At 69.5% G+C, this 21,480-nt stretch carries 16 protein-coding genes; 9 read left to right on the top strand and 7 right to left on the bottom strand.

Annotated elements, in window-relative coordinates; translation table 11 throughout:
• Positions 1-2: 2 nt before the first annotated feature.
• Genes QM693_RS19240 through QM693_RS19255 form a run of 4 tightly spaced genes read left to right on the top strand, consistent with a single transcriptional unit; the run spans position 3 to position 5,765 of the window.
• On the top strand, positions 3-1,433 hold the full coding sequence (locus tag QM693_RS19240; protein ID WP_280783327.1) for an ABC transporter substrate-binding protein: 1,431 nt from the start codon (positions 3-5) through the stop codon (positions 1,431-1,433).
• Positions 1,430-2,290, top strand: coding sequence for an ABC transporter permease (locus QM693_RS19245; protein ID WP_280783328.1), 861 nt, complete (start codon positions 1,430-1,432; stop codon positions 2,288-2,290). The genes QM693_RS19240 and QM693_RS19245 overlap by 4 nt, the downstream gene beginning before the upstream one ends.
• On the top strand, positions 2,287-3,066 hold the full coding sequence (locus QM693_RS19250) for an ABC transporter ATP-binding protein (RefSeq protein WP_280783329.1): 780 nt from the start codon (positions 2,287-2,289) through the stop codon (positions 3,064-3,066). Before QM693_RS19245 ends, QM693_RS19250 begins: the two co-directional genes overlap by 4 nt.
• The gene (locus QM693_RS19255; RefSeq protein ID WP_283353150.1) at positions 3,066-5,765 is read left to right on the top strand and encodes a fumarate reductase/succinate dehydrogenase flavoprotein subunit; all 2,700 of its coding nucleotides are present in this window, start codon (positions 3,066-3,068) and stop codon (positions 5,763-5,765) included. Before QM693_RS19250 ends, QM693_RS19255 begins: the two co-directional genes overlap by 1 nt.
• Positions 5,766-5,816: 51 nt before the next feature.
• Here QM693_RS19255 and QM693_RS19260 read toward each other — a convergent pair whose 3' ends face one another.
• The 4 genes from QM693_RS19260 to QM693_RS19275 form a co-directional block, all read right to left on the bottom strand.
• Positions 5,817-7,925, bottom strand: coding sequence for a 3-hydroxyacyl-CoA dehydrogenase NAD-binding domain-containing protein (locus QM693_RS19260; RefSeq protein ID WP_283353151.1), 2,109 nt, complete (start codon positions 7,923-7,925; stop codon positions 5,817-5,819).
• The gene (locus QM693_RS19265) at positions 7,926-9,134 is read right to left on the bottom strand and encodes a thiolase family protein (RefSeq protein WP_283353152.1); all 1,209 of its coding nucleotides are present in this window, start codon (positions 9,132-9,134) and stop codon (positions 7,926-7,928) included.
• Positions 9,135-9,283: 149 nt separating this feature from the next.
• Positions 9,284-10,570, bottom strand: a complete 1,287-nt coding sequence (locus tag QM693_RS19270; protein ID WP_280783333.1) for a ribonuclease D — start codon at positions 10,568-10,570, stop codon at positions 9,284-9,286.
• A 49-nt stretch (positions 10,571-10,619) separates the two neighbouring features.
• Complete coding sequence (locus QM693_RS19275) at positions 10,620-12,014, bottom strand: WS/DGAT/MGAT family O-acyltransferase (protein ID WP_283353153.1); 1,395 nt, start codon at positions 12,012-12,014, stop codon at positions 10,620-10,622.
• 168 nt (positions 12,015-12,182) lie between these two features.
• Between QM693_RS19275 and QM693_RS19280 the strand changes: the two genes are divergently transcribed.
• Positions 12,183-13,433, top strand: coding sequence for an alpha/beta hydrolase (locus QM693_RS19280; RefSeq protein ID WP_283331890.1), 1,251 nt, complete (start codon positions 12,183-12,185; stop codon positions 13,431-13,433).
• Here the strand turns inward: QM693_RS19280 and QM693_RS19285 are convergent, their stop codons facing one another.
• Positions 13,434-14,027 carry a DUF3000 domain-containing protein gene (locus tag QM693_RS19285; protein WP_037240540.1) on the bottom strand — a complete coding sequence of 198 codons (594 nt, stop codon included), beginning with the start codon at positions 14,025-14,027 and terminating at the stop codon, positions 13,434-13,436. It lies immediately after the preceding gene.
• Between the two features lie 161 nt (positions 14,028-14,188).
• Here QM693_RS19285 and hemE point away from each other — a divergent pair, with 161 nt between their 5' ends.
• Genes hemE through QM693_RS19305 form a run of 4 tightly spaced genes read left to right on the top strand, consistent with a single transcriptional unit; the run spans position 14,189 to position 19,678 of the window.
• Entirely contained in the window at positions 14,189-15,256 is a 1,068-nt protein-coding gene (hemE, locus tag QM693_RS19290) for a uroporphyrinogen decarboxylase (protein WP_283353161.1), read from the top strand.
• A complete protein-coding gene (locus QM693_RS19295; protein ID WP_283353154.1) occupies positions 15,253-16,614 on the top strand; it encodes a protoporphyrinogen oxidase in 1,362 nt (453 codons plus the stop codon). The genes hemE and QM693_RS19295 overlap by 4 nt, the downstream gene beginning before the upstream one ends.
• Before the next feature lie 4 nt (positions 16,615-16,618).
• Complete coding sequence (gene hemQ / locus QM693_RS19300; RefSeq protein WP_105414618.1) at positions 16,619-17,314, top strand: hydrogen peroxide-dependent heme synthase; 696 nt, start codon at positions 16,619-16,621, stop codon at positions 17,312-17,314.
• A gap of 15 nt (positions 17,315-17,329) precedes the next feature.
• Positions 17,330-19,678 carry a molybdopterin guanine dinucleotide-containing S/N-oxide reductase gene (locus QM693_RS19305; protein ID WP_283353155.1) on the top strand — a complete coding sequence of 783 codons (2,349 nt, stop codon included), beginning with the start codon at positions 17,330-17,332 and terminating at the stop codon, positions 19,676-19,678.
• On the opposite strand, the gene msrB is transcribed toward QM693_RS19305, so the two are convergent.
• Positions 19,638-20,075, bottom strand: a complete 438-nt coding sequence (gene msrB / locus QM693_RS19310) for a peptide-methionine (R)-S-oxide reductase MsrB (protein ID WP_009480111.1) — start codon at positions 20,073-20,075, stop codon at positions 19,638-19,640. The two genes, QM693_RS19305 and msrB, sit on opposite strands and share 41 nt — an antisense overlap.
• Positions 20,076-20,133: 58 nt before the next feature.
• Positions 20,134-21,471: a glycosyltransferase family 87 protein gene (locus QM693_RS19315; RefSeq protein ID WP_283353156.1), complete on the bottom strand. Its 1,338-nt coding sequence runs from the start codon at positions 21,469-21,471 to the stop codon at positions 20,134-20,136.
• Positions 21,472-21,480: the final 9 nt, after the last annotated feature.

The raw sequence follows: 21,480 nt of genomic DNA on the forward strand, positions 1-21,480 counted from the left end.
AGATGAAGCGACGCTCTTCCACCCTCGCGATCGCCGCCGCGGCACTGACCCTCGTGGCCACGAGTTGCTCCCTCGAACCGTCGGCCGACAACGGTGACGCGGTCACGCTCGTGATCGGGTACCAGTCCAAGACGATCAACACCGTCACCGCCGGAACGCTGCTGCGCGCACAGGGATACCTCGAACAACGCCTGCAGGACGTGACGGAGCAGACCGGGACGAAGTACTCCGTCGAGTGGCAGGACTACGACACCGGTGCGCCGATCACCGCCCAGATGGTGGCCGAGAAGATCGACATCGGATCGATGGGCGACTACCCGATGCTGATCAACGGCTCCCGCACCCAGGCGAACCCGCGCTCGAAGACGGAGATCGTCTCGGTCACCGGCTACAACCCGAACGGCGCACTGAACATGGTGGTGGTGCCGCCGAATTCACCGGCCACCACACTCGGCGACCTGGCCGGCACGAAGGTGTCCGCGAGCGTCGGCTCCGCAGGCCACGGCACCCTCGTCCAGGCCCTCGACCGCGCCGGAATCGACCCGGGCACCGGCGTCGAGGTGCTCAATCAGCAGCCGCAGGTCGGATCCTCGGCCCTGGAATCCGGTCAGGTGGCGGCGCTGTCGCAGTTCGTCGCCTGGCCAGGGCTTCTCGTTTTCCAGGACAAGGCCAAGCTGCTGTACGACGGCGCCGAACTCCGAACCCCGACTCTGCACGGTGTGGTGGCCCGTGAGGCGTACGCGGACGAACACCCCGAGGTTCTCGACGCGTTCCTCCGGGCACAGCTCGACGCCACGCGGTTCGTCCAGACGCAACCGCTCGAGGCGTCGCGGATCGTGGCCGACGCGAGCGGCCTGCCCCAGGAGGTCGTGTACCTGTACAACGGTCCGGGCGGCACCTCGTTCGACACCACGCTCAAGCCGGGCCTGATCGGTGCGCTGAAGAAAGATGTGCCGTACCTGAAGTCGATCGGCGACTTCGCCGACCTCGACGTCGACGGCTTCGTGAACGACGCTCCGCTCCGGTCCGCGTTCGAGGCCGACGGGCAGGACTACGACGCCGCGCTCGCGTCCACGGCCAACCCGACGTCGGTCACCGGCACCGATCCCGTGTGCGCCACCGCCCCGGGCGATCCGGCGCTGGCCGGGGAGGTCTGGTTCGACGGCGCCACCGAGACGCAACCGGCCGCGAACCCGACGTGCCTGCTCCGGGCGGTGAAACAGGCCCGGGCCGAGGGCCGCACCGTCCGCGCCGCGTACGTCCCCGACGCCGAACTGGGCACCCGGTGGTTCGCCGACAAATCGGTGTGGGTGCGCGACGGCGACAACTTCCTGCCCTTCACCACCGGTGCCGCGGCAGACCGGTACCTGCGCGCACACCCCACGGGCGCCGTGATCACGTACGACCGCGCGGTCGAGGAGGTGCGGCAGTGACCACCCTGCACCAGCCGACGGTCCTGGTCGACACCGAAGTCGCTGCCGAAGAACACGATCCGGCATCGACGCGCCGACGAACCTCGCCGTGGCGGTCACGCCTCGTGCGGATCACGTCCGTGATCGTGGCGATCGTCGCATGGCAGGTGCTGACCGCCAACGACGTGCGGGTGTGGTTGCGGTTCGACACGCTCCCCACCGTCACCGACGTCGTGTCCGCGTTCGGTACCCAGCTGCAGAGCGACCTGTTCTACCTCGACCTCGGGCAGTCGCTGATTCGCATCCTCAGCGGATTCGGACTCGCGACGGTGGTCGGTGTGGCCACCGGAATCGCCCTCGGCAGATCGGAACTGTTCGCCGACGTCCTCGGTCCGCTGACGGAGCTCGCACGTCCGATCCCTGCCATCGCGGTGGTGCCCGTCGCGATCTTGCTGTTCCCCAGCGACGAGGCCGGCATCGTGTTCATCACGTTCGTCGCCGCGTTCTTCCCGATCATGGTGAGCACCCGGCACGCCGTCCGGGCCCTCCCGACATTGTGGGAGGACTCCGTGCGCACGCTCGGGGGCGGACGTTGGGACGTGCTGTCCCGAGTCGTGCTGCCCGGAATCCTGCCGGGCGTCTTCGGTGGACTGTCCGTCGGGATCGGGGTGGCGTGGATCTGTGTGATCTCCGCCGAGATGATCTCCGGCAGGCTCGGAGTCGGGTACCGCACCTGGCAGGCGTACACGATCGTCGACTATCCCGGCGTCTTCGTCGGCATGATCACCATCGGCATCCTCGGTTTCGCGACGTCCGGCGCAGTCGAACTGCTCGGCAGGCGCGTCACCCGCTGGCTGCCACGAGGGGAGCGCGCATGACCGCCACCGCAACAGCGTCCGTTGCCGCCGGCATGGCGCTGGTCCTCGACGACGTCACCCTGTCCTACACGGGGAACCCCGTCATCCGTTCGCTGTCGCTGACCGTGGTTCCCGGCGAGATCCTCGTGCTCACCGGACCTTCGGGGTGCGGCAAGTCCACCGTGCTGCGCGCACTGGCCGGTCTGCTGCCGCCCGATTCGGGCCGCGTCGTCGCCGACGGCGCGGCGGTGGAGTCGACGTCCCGGGACCGGGCCGTCGTCTTCCAGGACAACGCGCTACTCCCGTGGCGCACGGTGCGCTCGAACATCGAGTTGGCCCTCGCACTCCGCGGCGAACCCCGCAAGGGACGCCGTGAGACCGCCGATCGCTGGATCGCGGAGGTAGGTCTGACCGGGTTCGGCGACTTCCTGCCCAAGAACCTGTCCGGCGGCATGCGCCAGCGAGTGCAGTTGGCGCGCGGCCTCGCCGGGGCGCCGCGGGCCGTGATGATGGACGAGCCGTTCGGCGCCCTCGACACCCAGACCCGCGGCGTCATGCAGCGACTGCTCGTCGACACGTGGAGCACCCACCCGACGACCGTGGTGTTCGTGACCCACGACGTGGACGAGGCGGTGCTGCTCGGCGACCGCGTCGCGGTGCTCGGCCGGGCCGGTGAGCCGCTGCGGGCGCTCGTCGACATCCCGCACCCCCGGGACCGCGACCACCTCGACCACCCCGACACCCGTGCCGCGCGCGCCGACGTGCTCGCCGCACTGAACCACACTTCGGAGACCTGATGGACATCCCCGACCTCGCCGACGCCGTCCGTCTCGATTGCGACGTGCTCGTGATCGGTGGCGGCACCGCCGGCACGATGGCGGCGCTGACCGCCGCCGAGAACGGCGCGAACGTGCTCCTGCTCGAGAAGGCACACGTGCGCCATTCCGGCGCGCTCGCAATGGGAATGGACGGCGTCAACAACGCCGTCATCCCCGGCAAGGCCGAACCCGAGGACTACGTCGCCGAGATCACCAGAGCCAACGACGGAATCGTCAACCAGCGGACCGTGTACCAGACGGCGACCCGCGGATTCGCGATGGTGCAGCGCCTCGAGAAGTACGGCGTGAAGTTCGAGAAGGACGAGTACGGCGAGTACGCGGTCCGCCGGGTACACCGCTCCGGCTCGTACGTGCTGCCGATGCCCGAGGGCAAGGACGTGAAGAAGGCCCTCTACCGGGTGCTGCGGCAGCGGAAGATGCGGGAGAAGATCCGCATCGAGAACCGCCTGATGCCCGTCCGGGTGCTGACGGAGAACGGCCGTGCCGTCGGGGCCGCGGCGCTGAACACCCGCACCGGCGAGTTCGTCGCGGTCGGGGCGAAGGCGGTGATCCTCGCGACCGGTCCGTGTGGCCGGCTCGGGCTCCCCGCGTCGGGGTACCTCTACGGCACGTACGAGAACCCGACCAACGCCGGTGACGGTTACTCGATGGCCTATCACGCGGGAGCCGAACTGAGCGGCATCGAATGCTTCCAGATCAACCCGCTGATCAAGGACTACAACGGTCCGGCGTGCGCGTACGTCGCGAACCCGTTCGGCGGCTACCAGGTGAACGCCGAGGGGGAGCGGTTCGTCGACTCCGACTACTGGTCGGGGCAGATGATGAGCGAGGTCAAGAGCGAGATCGAATCCGCCCGCGGTCCCATCTATCTGAAGGTCAGCCACCTCCCGGAGGAAACCCTCGACACGCTCGAATCGATCCTGCACACCACCGAACGCCCCACCCGCGGCACGTTCCACGCGAACCGCGGCCACGACTACCGCAGCCACGACATCGAGATGCACATCTCCGAGATCGGCTTGTGCAGCGGACATTCCGCGTCCGGGGTGTGGGTGGACGAGCACGGCGCGACCACCGTCCCCGGCCTGTACGCGGCAGGCGACCTCGCGTGCGTCCCCCACAACTACATGATCGGCGCCTTCGTCTACGGCGACCTCGCCGGAGCGCACGCCACCGGCACCCTGCCCGGCGTCGAGGCGCCGACGGCGCTGCCCGCGGAGCAACTGGCCGCCGCGCACGAGCTGATCTACCGGCCGCTGCGCAACCCGGACGGGCCGCCGCAGCCGCAGGTCGAGTACAAGCTGCGCCGCTTCGTCAACGACTATGTCGCGCCGCCGAAGACGGCGACGAAGCTGTCGATCGCCGTCGAGGCGTTCGACCGGATGGCGGGGGAGATCGCCGGGATGGGCGCGACCACCCCGCACGAGCTGATGCGCTGCGCGGAGGTCACGTTCATCCGGGACTGCGCGGAAATGGCGTCCCGCAGCTCCCTCACCAGGACCGAAAGTCGATGGGGGCTCTACCACGAACGGGCGGATCTCCCGGAGCAGCGGGACGACGAATGGGGATACCACCTGAATCTGCGGCGCGGCGAGAACGGCGACATGGAATTCCTCAAGCGCCCGGTGGAGCCGTACTTCGTGCCGGTGCCCGGACTCGATTCCCTTCCGCCGGTGGACCGGACGGTCGTACCCGTCGCGCAGCCGCCGCTGGTCGGGGGGCGTGCCCCGGTGGAGGAGCGCTCGCGCATCGCGTCGCCGGTCCGGCAGGAGCCGTCGTCACCGGCCATCGTCGCGGTCCTCGGACTCGACGCGCCGAGTGTCGCCGAACTCGCACCGTATCTGGCCGACGCCGACCCGCAGGTCCGCGTCACGGCCCTCTCGGTGCTGACGGAAGGAACCCCCGACGGATTCGGGGCGGCACTCGTCGACGCCCTCGGTGACGGTGCGGTGACGGTGCGCCGCGCTGCCGCCGACGGCCTGCGCGAACTCGTCGAGGTGCTGCCGTCCGCGGACGGACTGGCCGACCACCTGGGGTCGGGTGACGCCGTGGTCCGGGCCGCCGTGGTCGACGTATTACGCGCGCTGCACGCCGGTTCGGCGGAGCAGTTCCTGACGGCGCTGTCCGACGGCGATCACCACGTCCGGATCGAAGCGGTGCGGGCGCTGGTCTCGCTGGACCGGTGGGAATCGGTGGCAGCGGGGGCACACGACGAGAACCGCGAAGTGCGGATCACCGTCGCGCACGGCCTGGCCACCATCGGGATCGGTGGTGTCGACACCGTGCGCGCACTGGCCGGCGACCGCGACCCGCTGGTGCGCGCTGCCGCGCTCACGGCGTTCGCGAGTCTGGGCTGCGACGGTGACGACGTGACCGTCGCGACGGCGGCGCTACGGGAGTCGGCCTGGCAGATCCGGCAGGGAGCCGCACGGGCACTCGCCGGAGCGGACCCCGAACTCGCGGTGCCCGCGCTGGCGGACGCCCTGACGGATGCGCACCTCGACGTGCGCAAGGCCGCCGTCCTCGCGCTCGGCCGGTGGTCCGGCGACCGCGCCGCCGTCGGCGCGCTGACCACGGCCCTCGAGGACACGGACGCCGACGTGCGGGCGTACGCCCGCCAGGCGCTCGTCGCCGCCGATCACGTCCCCGTGTCCTGAGCAGGTGAGTGGCAATGTGTGCCGGGGCACACATTGCCACTCACCTCCGGGTCAGACGCTCGCGACGCCCGGTGCCAGGAACCGCTTGCCGTTGACGGCCTCGGACGTGCCGGTGCGGTCCAGGTACGGCGTGATGCCACCGTTCCAGAAGCCGAATCCGCCGCCCAGGATCAGGCAGAGGTCGATGTCCTCGGCCGCGGCGACGACACCCTCGTCGAGCATGATCTGGATCTCCTCGGCGAACGCGCGACGCGTGCGCTCCAGAACCTCTTCGGACGTGGACGCTTTGTCGCCCTGCTTCCACAGTTCGGCGACCTCGGGGTCGACGACCTGCTTGCCGTCGGCACCGTAACTCCACACCGCCGACTTCTTGGCCTCGACCAGCGCCTCGAGTCCGGGGGAGTTGTGGAAGCGCTCGGGGTACGCCTCGGCGAGGGTCTCGCCGGTGTGCAGCGCGACCGCAGGCCCGACGAGGGCCAGCAGGGTGAAGGGGGTCATCGGCATGCCGAGTTCGGCGATGGCGTTGTCGGCCACCTCGAACGGGGTGCCCTCGTCAACCGCGTTCATGACCTCACCGAGGGTGCGGATCAGGAGCCGGTTGAAGACGAACCCGGGCAGGTCGGCGGAGCCGACGGCCGACTTCTTGAGCGCCTTGGCGGTGGCGAATGCCGTTGCCAGGGTGGCGTCGTCGGTCTTCTCGCCCTTGATGACCTCGAGCAGCGGCAGCACGGCGACCGGGTTGAAGAAGTGGAAGCCGACCACCCGCTCTGGGTGCTTCAGGTCCGCGGCCATCTTGGTGATCGACAGCGAGGACGTGTTGGTCGCCAGGATCGTCTCCGGGGCGATGTGCTCCTCGAGTTCCGCGAAGATCTTCTTCTTCAAATCGAGGTTCTCGAACACGGCCTCGATCACGAAGTCGGTCTTCGCGAACGCGGCCTTGTCCAGCGAGCCGGACACGAGACCCTTGAGACGGTTCGCCGCGTCCGGGGACAACCGGCCCTTGCCCTGCAGCTTGTCGATCTCGCCGTGGACGTAGCCCACACCCTTGTCGATGCGTTCCTGGTCGATGTCGGTGAGGATGACCGGCACCTTGAGCTGGCGGACGAACAGCATCGCGAGCTGGCTGGCCATCAGACCGGCACCGACGATGCCGACGCCGGTGACCTTGCGGGCGAGGGACTTGTCCGGTGCGCCTGCGGGACGCTTGGCACGCTTGTTGACCAGGTCGAACGCGTACAGGCCCGCGCGGAGCTCGTCGGCGAGCAGCAGGTCGGCGAGCGCCTCGTCCTCGGCGGCGAAGCCCTTGTCGAGCGCCGCGGGATCGGTGAGATCGGTGGTCCGGGCCAGCTCGAGGAGCTCGACGGCCTTGACCGGTCCGGGGGCGTTGTTCTTGGTCTTGCCCTCGACGATCGCCTTCGCGCGGGCGATCGCGTCGTCCCAGCCCTTGCCCCGGTCGATCTCGGGACGCGCCGGGGTGATCTCGCCGGCCAGGACCTGCGCGGCCCAGGCGAACGACTGCTCGAGGAAGTCGGCCGAACCGAACACCGCGTCGACGACGCCGAGTTCGAGGGCCTTCTTCGGGTTGAGCGTCTTGTTCTGGTTCAGCGCGTTCTCGAGCACGACGGTGACGGCGTTCGAGGGGCCGATGAGGTTGGGCAGCAACTGCGTTCCGCCCCAGCCCGGAACCAGTCCGAGGAACGTCTCGGGCAGACCCAGTGCGCCCGCGCTCTCGGATGCGGTGCGGTAGTGGCTGTGCAGCGCGACCTCGAGCCCGCCGCCGAGTGCGACGCCGTTGACGAACGCGAACGTCGGCACCGACGATTCGCGCAGCCGGCGGAACACCTTGTGCCCGAGCCGGCCGAGTTCGAGCGCCTGCTCACGGTTCGTGATGCTCGGAACACCCTTGAGGTCCGCGCCTGCGGCGAAGATGAAGGGCTTACCGGTGATCGCGATCGCGACGGGGTGGGCGGCGAACGCCTCGTCCAGTGCGGCGTCGAGGGCCTTCAGGCCGCCTGGGCCGAACGACGACGGCTTGGTGTGGTCGAAACCGTTGTCGAGGGTGATCAGCGCGACCGGGCCCTCGATGCCGGGTACGGCGACGATCTTGGTGTACGCGTTGGTCACGACCTCGTCGGCGAATGCCGTTGCAATGTCGGTCATCTACTTGGCTCCATCGAAGTTCGGGTTCTCCCAGATCACGGTTCCGCCCATGCCCAGACCGATGCACATCGTGGTCAGGCCGTAGCGGACGTCGGGGCGCTGGGCGAATTGGCGGGACAGCTGGGTCATCAGGCGGACACCGGAGGACGCGAGGGGGTGGCCGCACGCGATGGCGCCGCCCCACTGGTTGACTCGCGGATCGTCGTCGGCGATGCCGTAGTGCTCGAGGAACGCGAGGACCTGAACGGCGAAGGCCTCGTTGATCTCGAACAGGCCGATGTCCTCGATCTTCAGGCCGGTACGGGCCAGCAGCTTCTCGGTGGCCGGCACCGGGCCGATGCCCATGACGGCGGGGTCGACGCCCTGGAACGCGAATCCGACAATGCGCATGCCGATCGGCAGTCCGAGTTCGAGCGCGGTGTCCTCACCGGCGAGGAGGGCGGCGGTCGCGCCGTCGTTCAGACCGGCCGCGTTGCCCGCGGTGATGCGGCCCGCGGGGCGGAACGGCGTCTTCAGCTTGGCGAGGTCCTCGAGCGTGGTGCCCGGACGTGGCGGCTCGTCCTCGGTGGCCAGGCCCCAGCCCGCGGCGGAGCGGGTGGCGACGGGCACGAGGGTGTCGGCGATGAAGCCGGCCTTGCGGGCGGCCTCGTACTTGTTCTGGCTCGCGACGGCGTACGCGTCGGTGCGGTCCTTGGTGATGGTCGGGAACCGGTCGTGCAGGTTCTCGGCCGTGTTGCCCATGACGAGCGCGCTGGGGTCGACGAGGCGGTCGGCGAGGAACCGGGGGTTCGGGTCTGCGCCCTCGCCCATCGGGTGGCGGCCCATGTGCTCGACGCCGCCCGCGATCACCACGTCGTACTGGCCGAAGCCGATGCCCGACGCGGTGGTGGTGACGGACGTCATGGCGCCGGCGCACATGCGGTCGATCGCGAAACCGGGGACGGTCTCGGGGAGCCCGGCCAGGATTGCGGAGGTGCGGCCGATGGTGAGACCCTGATCGCCCGTCTGGGTGGTCGCGGCGATGGCGACCTCGTCGATGCGCGCGGGGTCGAGCTGCGGATTACGGCGAAGCAGCTCGCGGATGGTCTTGACGACGAGGTCGTCCGCGCGGGTCTCCGCGTAGATGCCCTTGGGGCCGGCCTTGCCGAACGGAGTGCGGATGCCGTCGACGAACACGACGTTGCGTTGGGTTGTGGTGGATGGAGCCACGCGAATTCCTCCTGATGGAGCAGTTTGGTTCCGGATCACGGCCAGGCGTCCGGCCTCCAGACCAGCGTACCCCTACCGTTACTCGCGGGTAACTTAATGGGTACCTCATCGGGAATTCACGCGCTCACCCCGCGCGTCGGTGCAGTCGATCAGTCGCCGGAACCCTTCTGCTCGGCGGCGGAGAGCAGCGCGCTCGCCAGCACGGGCACCGTCAGCATCCGCTGCCAGGGGCGGGCACCGCCCGCGTCGAGCACCCGGTCGATCGCCGACTCGACGTCGCCGCCCTCGGGGGCCGACCAGTCCCAGCACAACCTGCGGACGAGTTCCGGGGTCACCAGGTTCTCCACCGGCACCGACACCTCCTCGCCGAGAGCGGCCAGCGCGGCGCGGGCCGCCGTCAGCCGCTCGGCGGCGTCGGGGTCGTGCCGCGCCCACCGGCTCGCCGGCGGCGGTCCCGTGAACGGCGGGGTCTTCGGTGGCAGTTCGGTGTCCGGCAGCGCCCGGGCATCCTCGAGCGCTTGCAGCCAGATCCGGGAGTGCCGCCGCTGACGGGGACCGCCGAAGACGGGCAGCGCCCGGAGTGCCTCGATGCTCCGCGGGTCCTTCGTCGCAGCGTCGATGATCGCCGCATCCGGCAGGACCCGGCTGGGGGAGACGTCGCGTTTGCGGGCGAGGTCCTCGCGGGCCTGCCACAGCGAGCGGGCGGCGGCGAGTTGCCGCTGCGTCTTCAGCGACGTGATGTGTGACGTCCGCCGCCAGCGGTCGGCCTTGGGCTTCGGGGGCCCCGCGAGCCGGATGTGCTCGAATTCCTGTGCAGCCCACTCGCTCTTGCCCTGCCCGTCGAGTTCCGCGGCCATCACGTTCCGCAACTCGACGAGAACCTCGACGTCGAGGGCCGCATAGTTCAACCAGGAATCGGGCAGCGGCCGCTTCGACCAGTCGGCGGCGCCGTGACCCTTCCGCAGTTCGAGGCCCAGCGTCCGCTCGACGATCGCGGCGAGACCGACCCGTTCGAACCCGGCGAGGCGCCCCGCCAGTTCGGTGTCGAACAGTGTCGCCGGAGCCAGACCGATCTCCGCGAGCCCCGGCAGATCCTGGTCCGCGGAGTGCAGGATCCACTCCAGCGGGTTGATCACCTCCGCCAGCGGGGCGAGATCGGCGGCGGTGGGGATCGGGTCGAGGAGCACCGTCCCCGCACCCTCCCGGCGCAACTGCACGAGATACGCCCGCGCCGAATAGCGGAAGCCGGACGCCCGCTCGGCGTCGACGGCCAGCGGCCCGGTGCCCTCGCTCAGCGCGGCCGCGGCCTTCGCGACACCTTCCGCCGTGGTCACGACGTCGGGCACGCCGTCCCGGGGTGCGAGCAGGGGAACGATCTGCCGGCCGGGCTCTTCGGCGGGGCCGGGTGACGAGGCGTCGTCGGTGACTTCGGACATGACAGCTGACTCTACGTCGCTTCGGGATTCCCGCAGCGCACCGGCGGGTTCACGACCGGTTCCCCGCTGCCTCGACGAGCTCGTCCAACGCCGCGGGAAACGCGTCGACGAGGTCCCAGAGGTGGGGTGCGAGTTCCGGGCAGCTCATCAGGCCGACGTCGAGCTGACCGTTCAGCGACATCACCGTGACGTTGAGCCCGGCGCCGTGGAAGATCGGGCCCAGCGGATACATCGCCTTGATCAGGGCGCCCAGAAAATACAGCGGGACCGACGGCCCGGGCACGTTGGAGATCACCAGGTTGTGGACCACCGGATGCCGTTCCGCCAGGCCGAGGGTCGAGTAGAGGCGCATGGCGGTGCCGAACACGGCCTGCCCGGCGAACTGGGACCAGTCCTGCAGCAGGCTCGCGCCGAGGGTCTCGTTGTGCTCCTTCGATGTCGAGTTGTGCTCGCCGATCGCGAGCAGGCGTTCGGCCGGATCCTCGATCTGGGTGCCGAGTTGAGTGAACATGCCGGACACCTGGTTGGTGCCCGGCCGGTCCGACTTTCCGTGGACCGAGACCGGGACGATGGCGACCAGCGACTTGTCGGGCAGCTCCCGGCGGTTCTGCAGGTACTTGCGCAGTGCGCCCGAGCACAGTGCGAGCACCACGTCGTTGACCTTGACGTCGAACGCGTCCTTGACCGTCTTGACCTTCTCGAGGTCGAGCTGGGTGAACGCGAGATTGCGGTGACTGGTCAACGTGCCGTTCAGGGACGTGCGCGGCGCGGTGAACGGCGCGGGCATGGCGGCGCCGCGGCGGGCCCGGCCGATCCAGCGGGGCAGCAGTGTCAGGCTCTGCGGGACGATCCTCAGCAGTTTCGCGGGCCGGGACGCGACGGCGAGCAGCCCGCCGACGGCGATGTCGAGTGTGCTGGCCTGTCCCGCCCTCTCGGCGGAGTCGTCGGGGCCGGGGCGTGGTGCGTCCGGTTCGAGGCCGCACAGCTGGGCCATCATGTTGGCGCCGGTGATGCCATCGACCCCGGCGTGGTGCATCTTCGACATGACGGCGACGGAGCCGTCCTCGAGACCCTCGATCACCCACATCTCCCACAGCGGCCGGGCGCGGTCGAGGGGAATGCCTGCGATGTCACCGCACAGCTCGGCCAGCTCGTCGCGGCCGCCGGGCGCCGGGAGCGCGACGCGATGGCAGTGCCGGTCGATGTCGAAGTCGGTGTCCTCGACCCACACGGGGTGGTCGAGGTTGAACTTCGAGTCCTGCAGCTTGCGCCGGAACGAGGGAATCGCCTCGGTGCGCGCGCCGAGTTCCGCCTTGAGCTGGGCGAACGTGTAGCCGCCCGGAACCGTCGACGCGTCGAGGATGATGACTCCGCAGACGTGGAGGAGTTGCGTCGACGTTTCGAGGTAGAGGAAGGACGCGTCGAGACCGCTGAGTCGCTGCATGCTCCCGATACTAGAACACGTTCTAGATTGTGGTCCATTGAATCGTGAAAGTGTGAGGTCGACGCCGTGGCCTAACCCACGATTGGCGGCTCCGTCTCGTTCTCGATCCGGCGTCCGCCGGCTGGGGTGGGCAACCGATCGATTAGAACATGTTCTACGGTTGGGGGTATGACCCGAGGCTTCGTTCTCCGGCAGGCCGTCGGCGCCGCACTCGCCGCCAACGCCCTGCGTCCCCTGCCCGGTGCGCCCACGTCGGTGGTCGCGTTCTTCTCGGGGTGGCTCACCACCGAACTCGCGCCGCACCTGCTCGCCGTGACCGCGGCCGACGCCGCCCAGCACGCCGCGCGTCACGGAACACGAACCCGAAGCGACCGTGTCGGCCTCGCGCTGGCCGCCGCATCCGCCGCCGGGCTCGCCGCCGTGATCGCCACCGGCCGGGGCGCCGGAGCGGAAGCCGAATCCGCTCTCGTCGACACGCTCGGCGAGAACTACACCGACCGCGACGCAGCCATCGAACACCCCGGGCGACCGGTGTGGCGCCAACTCCTCAACCCGTTCTGGATGCGCAACAAGGCGGTCACCCGGGTCCGCAACCTCGCGTACGGGCCGGGCGGGCGGCGGGCCCGCCTCGACATCTATCACCGGCAGGATCTGCCGTCGAAGAGCCCGGTCCTCCTGCAGATCCACGGCGGGGGATGGGTGATCGGGAACAAGGATCAACAGGGTCTGCCGCTCATGCTCGAGATGGCCTCGCGGGGGTGGGTGTGCGCGGCCGTCAACTACCCGCTGTCGCCGAAGGCGAAATGGCCCGAACACCTGATCGCGATCAAGCAGGCGCTGGCCTGGCTCCGGGAGCACGTCGAGGAATACGGCGGCAACCCCGACTTCATCGCCGTCACAGGTGGTTCCGCGGGTGGCCACCTCGCCGCCATGGTGGCACTCACCGCGAACGACAGTCACCTGCAGCCGGGCTTCGAGGACGTCGACACATCGGTTCAGGCGTGTGTGCCGTACTACGGGGTCTACGACATCGCCGGCGATACCGGAATCAAGGCCGTCCTCCAGCGCGTGCACTCCGGACTGATGCCGATGGTGCTCGGCAAGCACGCCACCTTCCCCGACGACTACCGGGCCGCGTCCCCGCTCGCGCACCTCCGGGCGGACGCACCGCCGTTCTTCGTGATCCACGGCACGAGCGATTCGCTGATCCCCGTCGCCGAGGCGCGGATCTTCGTCGACGAACTCCGGCAGGTGTCCGACAACCCCGTCGTCTACGCCGAACTGAAGGGCGCTCAGCACGCGTTCGACGTGTTCCCCTCGATCCGCAGCATCTCCGTCACGCAGGCGGTCGGGCGATTCCTGGAATGGTCGCGCAGCGCCACCACCGACGTGCCCGCGGCGGGCACGGAATCGGCCTGACTATTTGCCGCCCAGCGTCCGCAGCTGCGACACCCCGGCGGGCGGCAGACCGGCCGCATACGCCAGAACCTCGCAGAACGCCTCGACGTGCGTCGCCAGTTCGACCGATGTCGCCGTCCACGACGCGCGCAGTTCCAGCTGATGCGCATGCGGGGGACCGGCGATGTCGCCGTAGCGCACCGACGTCGTCGCCGTCACCGTCCCGCCGAGCGCGTTGAGAGGTTCGTGGCGCGACTCGAGTGCGTCGACGAGCCAACTCCACGCCACTTCGGGAAGCAGCGGGTCGGACGCCACGGCGGCGTCGAGATCGGCCTGAATGTAGGCGACCAGCCGCATCGTGCCGTTCCAGGCCTCGTCACCCTCGGGGTCGAACAGGAGGATCAGCCTGCCGAACGCGTCACCCTCGCTCTGTTCGGCGACGACCCCGGTGTCCTCGTGCACGACCTCTGCGCCAACGGCGTAGCTGTACGGCGCGAGCCGTTGCGGGGGCCGGATGGGGCCCAGCTCGATGTCCGCGCGAACCTGCGCGGAATTCATCGCTTCGACCGCGGCGCGGAACTCGGCCGGTTCGGCGGGCGATCCCGAAGTCGTCACAGCTCGGGACGTTAGACCCGGACCCACACATCTCGTCGGAGGCGCGCCGAGCAGGGCCGATCGGCGGCGGAGTCCCGGCATGGCAGCATGAGAGCTGCCGAAATTCGAGCAGGCAGAGAGCGCGAGGACCGATGAGCGGGTTGGAAAGCACCAATGCAGGCATGAGCGAACGGGCGACGTACGCCGCGAGGCGGGTGCTCCGCGACGCGCCCCTCCTGGCGGCCGCGGAAGGCCGTACCCCCGGCCGTCGCCCGGTGTGGTTCATGCGGCAGGCGGGCCGCTCGCTTCCCGAGTACCGCGAGATCCGATCGGGGATCGGGATGCTCGAGTCGTGCTTCGATCCGGCACTCGTCTGCGAGATCACCATGCAGCCGGTGCGCAGGCACGGCGTCGACGCCGCGATCCTGTTCTCCGACATCGTGGTGCCGCTCAAGGCCGCCGGGATCGATCTCGACATCGTCGCCGGCACCGGTCCCGTCGTCGCGAACCCGGTCCGGTCGATCGCCGACGTCGCCGCCCTGCCGCGCCTCGTGCCGGAAGAGGTCGGCGCCGTCGCGCAGGCCGTGCAGCTGCTCACCGCGGAACTCGGCTCGACGCCGCTGATCGGCTTCGCCGGAGCCCCGTTCACCCTCGCCTCGTACCTGGTCGAGGGCGGTCCGAGCCGCAATCACGAGCGCACGAAGGCGCTGATGCACTCCGACCCCCGGACGTGGCACGCGCTGCTCGGCACCCTCGCCGACACCACCATCACCTTCCTGCAGACCCAGCTGCGCGCCGGCGTCGACGCGATCCAGCTGTTCGACTCGTGGGCCGGCGCGCTGTCCCTCGCCGAGTACCGGGAATTCGTGCTGCCCCACTCCGAGCGGGTGTTCGCGGAGGTGGAGAGCGCGAAGGTGCCGCGCATCCATTTCGGTGTCGGAACCGGTGAACTGCTCGGCGCGATGGGCGAAGCGGGCGCCGACGTGGTGGGTGTCGACTGGCGCATCCCCCTGGACGTGGCGGCGCGCAGGGTCGGCCCGGGCAAGGCGCTCCAGGGCAACCTCGACCCCGCGGTGCTGTTCGCGGGACCGGCGGCCGTCGAGAAGCAGGTCCGCCGCATCACCGCGGAAGCGGACGCCGCCCTCGCCGCCGGCGCCACGGGACACATCTTCAACCTCGGGCACGGCGTGCTGCCCGACACCGACCCGGGCGCGCTGACCGCGCTGGTCGAGCTGGTGCACTCCCTGTGACCGGGTCGTCGCCGAACGTTCTCGTCGTCGGCGGCGGCATCTCCGGGCTCGTCGCCGCCTACCGGCTGCGGCAACGGCTCGGCGCCGATGCCCGGATCATCCTCGCCGACGGCGCGGAGCGGCTCGGCGGCAAGCTGCGCACGGTGGACCTGGCGGGGGAACCCGTCGACGTCGGGGCGGAAGCCTTCATCGCGCGGCGACCGGAACTCCCGGCCCTGCTCGGCGAACTCGGCCTCTCCGACCAGCTGGTGTATCCGGCGGGACTGCGACCGCTCATCTGGTCCGCGGACGCGCTGCACCCGCTGCCCGCCGACACCCTCATGGGGATCCCGGCGGACGGAAACAGCCTGCGCGGTCTTGTCGACGACCGGACGCTCGCGCGCATGGCGGGGGAGCGGACGGTGCCCTTCGACTGGACACCGGGCGCGGACATCGCCGTCGGTGCACTGGTCGGCGACCGGTTCGGCGCGCAGGTGGTCCAGCGGTCGGTGGATCCGCTTCTCGGAGGGGTCTATTCGGGTCTCGCGGACACCATCGGCGTCCGCGCCGCCCTGCCCACTCTCGCGGCGGCGCTCGACCGCGGCGCCACGAGCCTGTCCGCGGCCGTGGCGGACGCCCTCCCCGCCCCGACCCCCGGGCCCGTGTTCGGGGCGCTGCGCGACGGCTACGGCGTCCTGCTGCGCGCCCTGACGGAGGCCGCGTCGGCGGAGATCGTGCACGAGCGGATCCGGACACTCGGCCGGGACGGCGACGGCTGGTCGGCAGACCCCGTGGGCCGCGTCGACGGGGTCGTCCTCGCCGTGCCCGCCCCGCAACTCGCCGACCTGCTCGCCGGCATCGCCCCCCGCGCGTCGGCGGCCGCCGCGGACATCCCACTGGCCTCCTCGGCGGTCGTCGCGCTGGCGCTGCCGATCCGGGTCGACCTCCCGCAGAACTCCGGGATCCTCGTCGCCACCGACGCCGCGCTCGGCGCGAAAGCGTTCACCCTGTCGAGCCGCAAGTGGCCGCACCTCGCCGAGCGGGAGGTGACTCTCGTCCGGGCCTCGTTCGGACGGTTCGGCGACGCCGCCGTCGTCGACACACCCGACGACGAGTTGATCGCCGCCGCCCGGCAGGATCTCGCGACCGTCACAGCGGTGACCGCGGAGCCCGTCGCGGTACACGTCCAGCGCTGGCACGGCGGCCTGCCGCAGTACGGTCCCGGCCATCTCGACCGGGTGGCGGTGATCGAGCAGGAAGTCGCAGGTCTGGACGGTCTCGAGGTGTCCGGGGCACTCCTCCACGGGGTCGGTGTTCCCGCGTGTGTGGCCGCTGCGACGACGGCGGCTGCACGGCTCGCCGGGCGAGTGGCACGATAGACCCATGGCACGCCTCGACTTCGACGCATTGAACTCTGAAATCCGCTACCTCATGTTCTCGGTGTTCCAGGTGGAACCCGGTGTACTCGGGGACGACCGGGAAGCTGTGATCAAGGAGGCGCGGATCTTCTTCGAAGGTCAGGCCGACAAGGGCGTCGTGGTGCGCGGGCTCTACGACGTGGCCGGTCTGCGAGCCGACGCCGACTTCATGATCTGGACGCACTCGGCGAGCATCGAAGCCCTCCAGGCCACCTACGCCGACTTCCGCCGCACCACCGCACTGGGCCGCGCGAGCAAGCCTGTGTGGAGCAACGTCGCGTGCCACCGTCCCGCCGAATTCAACAAGAGCCACATTCCGGCGTTCCTGGCCGGTGAGGACCCGGGTAACTACATCTGCGTGTACCCGTTCGTCCGCTCCTACGAGTGGTATCTGCTGCCCGACGAGGAGCGGCGCAAGATGCTCGCCGACCACGGTATGGCGGCCCGCACGTACAAGGACGTCCGCGCCAACACCGTGCCCTCGTTCGCGCTCGGCGACTACGAGTGGATTCTCGCGTTCGAGGCGCCCGAGCTGTACCGCATCGTCGACCTGATGCGCGATCTGCGTGCCACCGAGGCCCGTCTGCACGTCCGCGAGGAGGTGCCCTTCTTCACCGGCCCGCGGGTGGATGTGGAGAAGCTCATCACCGCTCTGCCGTGATCTGACACAGCACCGATGAATGACGCCGACGGGGCGCGCACCGCGCCCCGCTACCAGCACATGTCGCACTGGGGCATGTTCGAGGCCGAGGTCGCCGACGGCGACGTCGTCGCCGCCCACCCGTACACCGGTGACGCGAATCCGTCACCGGTGCTGGGCAACATCGCCGGGTCGGTCCGCAGCAAGGCGCGGATCACCGGCCCGGTGGTGCGCCGCGGGTGGCTCGAGAACGGCCCGGGACCCAGCAGTTCCCGAGGGTCCGACGAGTTCGTGTCGGTCGACTGGGAGGAGCTGACCCAGCGGCTGGCGAACGAACTGCGCAGGGTCGTCGACACGCACGGCAACAGCGCGATCTACGGCGGTTCGTACGGCTGGGCCAGCGCCGGACGGTTCCATCACGCCCAGAGCCAGGTCCACCGGTTCCTGAACACGCTCGGTGGCTATACCCGTTCGGTGCACAGCTACTCGCTCGGCGCGACGGGCGTCATCATGCCCCGGGTGGTGGGCACACACTGGAAGATGTTCGCCCGCTCCACGTCCTGGAAGATCATCGCCGAGCACACCGATCTCATGGTGTGCTTCGGCGGCGTCCCCCTCAAGAACACCGGCGTCAATCACGGCGGGACCAGCGACCACCCCACCCGCGACGCACTCGACGCCTTCCGGCGCCGCGGCGGATCCATCGTGTCGTTCAGTCCGCTGCACGACGACGTGCACGGCGCCGCCGAACGACACGCCCCGGTGCCCGGCACCGATGTCGCGATCATGCTCGCCCTGGCATACGTCCTCGCGACGGAAGACCTGCACGACACGGCATTCCTGGGCAGCCACTGCGTCGGCTACGACCGCTTCGAGGACTACCTCCTCGGCCGCTCCGACGGCGTCCCGAAGTCGCCCTCGTGGGCCGAGCAGATCTCGGGTATCGCCGCAGCGGACCTCGTCGCCCTCGCCCGGCGGATGGCGGCGGGCAGGACGATGGTGACCGTCACCTGGTCGCTGCAGAGGGTGCGGCACGGTGAGCAGGCCCCGTGGATGGGGGTCACTCTCGCCGCGATGCTGGGCCAGATCGGCCTACCCGGTGGCGGTTTCGGCCACGGCTACGGTTCCATGAACGAACCCGGGCTGGCCCCCGTCCCGTACCCGCTGCCCACGCTTCCCCAGGGGCTGAACCCCGTCCGCGACTTCATCCCCGTGGCCGCGATCTCGGACATGCTCCTGAACCCGGGCGCACCGTTCGACTACGACGGTCAGCGGCTGACGTACCCGGACATCAAGATGCTGTATTGGGCGGGCGGCAACCCGTTCCACCACCATCAGGACATTCCCCGTCTGCGCCGGGCGCTGGCCCGGCCCGACACGATCGTCGTCCACGACCCCTACTGGACGCCGATGGCCCGGCACGCGGACATCGTCGTCCCATCCACCACGTCGCTCGAGCGGGCCGACCTCAGCTGCACCCGCAACGACCCGCTGCTCGTCGCCATGCACGCCGCCGTCGGGCCCTACGCCGACGCGCGGGACGACTACGACACGTTCGCCGCCGTCGCCCGGAAACTGGGTGTCGGGGAGAAGTTCACCGAGGGCCGCTCGTCCGAGCAGTGGCTCGAGCACCTGTACGGGCAGTGGCGAGACTTCGTCCGCGCGGACGGCGGTCCCGCCCCGAGTTTCGACGACTTCTGGACGCAGGGCCACGTGCGGATGCGGACCGAGGACGACCTGATCCTGTTCGGCGACTTCCGGACCGATCCGGTGAAATTCCCCCTCGCCACCCCGAGCGGGCGGATCGAGATCTTCTCCGCCGACATCGACGGATTCGGCTACGACGACTGTGCCGGACACCCCCGCTGGTACGAGCCCGAGGAATGGCTGGGCGGCCGGCGGGCACGGCAGTTCCCGCTGCACCTGATCGCCAACCAGCCGCGCACCCGCCTGCACAGCCAACTCGACCACGGCGGCACCAGCCAGAAATCGAAGATCCGGGGCCGCGAACCGCTCCGAATCCATCCGGACGACGCCGCCGACCGCGGACTCACCGCCGGCGACGTCGTCCGCGTGTTCAACGACCGCGGCGCCTGCCTCGCCGGTGTGGTGGTGGACGAGGGCGTCCGGCGCGGTGTGGTCCAGCTGTCGACGGGAGCCTGGTACGACCCGCTCGACGCGACCGACCCGGATTCCCTCTGCGTGCACGGGAACCCCAACGTGCTGACCCCGGACGTGGGCACGTCCTCACTGGCCCACGGCTGCACGGGCCAGCACGTGCTCGTCGAGATCGAACGCTACGAGGGTGCGCTTCCGCCTATCCGGGCGTTCGATCCACCGACGATCATTCGCCGGTCGGTTCCAGGGTCAGCGAGATCGAATTGATGCAGTACCGCTGATCGGTGGGGGTGGGGTAGCCCTCGCCCTCGAAGACGTGGCCCAGGTGGCTGTGGCACGTCCCGCACACCACCTCGACGCGGCGCATCCCCAGCGACGTGTCCTCGCGGAGGATGACGGCGTCCGAGTCGGCTGGATCGAAGAACGACGGCCACCCGCAGTGCGATTCGAACTTCTCCGTGCTGCGGAACAGCTCGGCGCCACAGGCCCGGCAGTGGTAGACGCCTTCGGTCTTCGTGTCGGTGTACTCGCCGACGAAGGGGCGTTCGGTACCGGCCTGGCGCAGCACGGCGTACTCCTCGGGAGTCAGTTTCTCGCGCCACTCGCTGTCGGAGAGAGCAACCTTCGGGGCGGATTGCGTGGGATCCTGCTGCTGCGAACTCATGGCTCCACGCTAATACGTTTCGCCGATTCCGGCCGCGACGCCCGCGCGGGACGGGGGCCTAGGTCTTGGCGGTGGCCGACTCGACCTGCGGCTGCTCGTCCGGTTCCGGTTCCCGCGGCGAGATGTCGGGGGCCTTCTCGTGCGGTTCGAGGAGGAACGCCGGGTCGATGCCCCGGTCGAGTCGCCCCTCGCGCCGCGCCGAGACGTAGCGGACGGTCAGCACGCCGAAGACCACGAGCAGCATCAGGCTCCATCCCAGCGTGGTCTTCATGTACTCGGCGGTCCGGCCGGCCTCGATGAACCGGCTCGACAGCCAGCTGTCGTAACTCATGAACCCGTACACGGCCAGCCACGCCGGCCAGTTCCGCATCACCGAATTCTTCAGTACCACGGACATCAGGAGCGGGAACAGCATCATCGAGTAGTACATCTGGCCCAGCGAGCCGAGCAGCCACGACGCCGTCAGCAGAACCCCGGACGTGGTGACGACGAAGAACAGCTCGTCGTGGCGGTAGTAGCGGTAGAGCAGCCACAGGGAGCTGAGCACGATGGCGGTGAAGACGCCGCGCAGGGCCCAGATCAGGGCGGTGGGGAGGCCGTAGTACTTGCCGTTGCCGACGATCGCGCTGTTGAAGTAGTCGCGCGATTCCATCAGGTACGGCACCGTGTGGCGCACGAAGTCCATCGGGTCCGCGGACAGCGGCCACGCCACGGCGGTGAGGATCAGGGGAATGCCGATCGCGGTGACGAACACCTTCCACTGTCCGCGCACCAGAGGCAGCAGCAGGAGTGGGGCGAGGATCGGTTTGACCGCGAACGTCAGCCCGATGGCGACACCGGACCACATGTCCTTGCGCTTCATCAGCAACACGAGGAACGCGATCTCGCCGAGCAGGACCAGACCGTTGATGTTGGTGAAGACGAGGGTGTTGGTGACGGTCTCGGAGGAGAACGTGGCGAGCAGCAGGATCGGGGCCGCGATGGAGTTCAATCCCAGACCGAACAGCCGCAGGAGCAGGTACAACGCGATCACGATGGCGATCGCGTTGGCGATGATGAACAACCACCGGGACTTCTCGGGGTCGATCACCGCGATCGGCGCCATCAGCAGGGTGCCGGACGGCGGATACAGGTAATGCGGATCGACCCAGTTGAAGTTGGCGGCGTAGACGGGGCGGCCGTTGAGGAAGGCCAGCGCCGCGTTGTAGACCGGCCGGAAGTCGTCGGTGATGTACCCGTTGACCGCCTTGACGACCACTCGATGCAGCACTGTCATGACGGCGATCGGCCACAGCGCGAAGTTGATTACCTCGTTGGCAGTCCGCCCGGTGCGCGGTTCGAGTTGTCGAAGGAACACCACGGCACGGTACACCGAGAAGCTCTGACGTGCGGTCACGCACCCCCT

Origin of the sequence: Rhodococcus sp. IEGM 1305, from assembly GCF_030058635.1 — a bacterium.
GTDB lineage: Bacteria > Actinomycetota > Actinomycetes > Mycobacteriales > Mycobacteriaceae > Rhodococcus_F > Rhodococcus_F opacus_D.

Coding starts and splice junctions, on each gene's coding strand:
- QM693_RS19240 (WP_280783327.1), top strand. CDS start 3: ATGAAGCGACGCTCTTCCACCCTCGCGATCGCCGCCGCGGCACTGACC.
- QM693_RS19250 (WP_280783329.1), top strand. CDS start 2,287: ATGACCGCCACCGCAACAGCGTCCGTTGCCGCCGGCATGGCGCTGGTC.
- QM693_RS19255 (WP_283353150.1), top strand. CDS start 3,066: ATGGACATCCCCGACCTCGCCGACGCCGTCCGTCTCGATTGCGACGTG.
- QM693_RS19260 (WP_283353151.1), bottom strand. CDS start 7,925: ATGACCGACATTGCAACGGCATTCGCCGACGAGGTCGTGACCAACGCG.
- QM693_RS19270 (WP_280783333.1), bottom strand. CDS start 10,570: ATGTCCGAAGTCACCGACGACGCCTCGTCACCCGGCCCCGCCGAAGAG.
- QM693_RS19275 (WP_283353153.1), bottom strand. CDS start 12,014: ATGCAGCGACTCAGCGGTCTCGACGCGTCCTTCCTCTACCTCGAAACG.
- QM693_RS19280 (WP_283331890.1), top strand. CDS start 12,183: ATGACCCGAGGCTTCGTTCTCCGGCAGGCCGTCGGCGCCGCACTCGCC.
- hemE (WP_283353161.1), top strand. CDS start 14,189: ATGAGCGAACGGGCGACGTACGCCGCGAGGCGGGTGCTCCGCGACGCG.
- hemQ (WP_105414618.1), top strand. CDS start 16,619: ATGGCACGCCTCGACTTCGACGCATTGAACTCTGAAATCCGCTACCTC.
- QM693_RS19305 (WP_283353155.1), top strand. CDS start 17,330: ATGAATGACGCCGACGGGGCGCGCACCGCGCCCCGCTACCAGCACATG.
- msrB (WP_009480111.1), bottom strand. CDS start 20,075: ATGAGTTCGCAGCAGCAGGATCCCACGCAATCCGCCCCGAAGGTTGCT.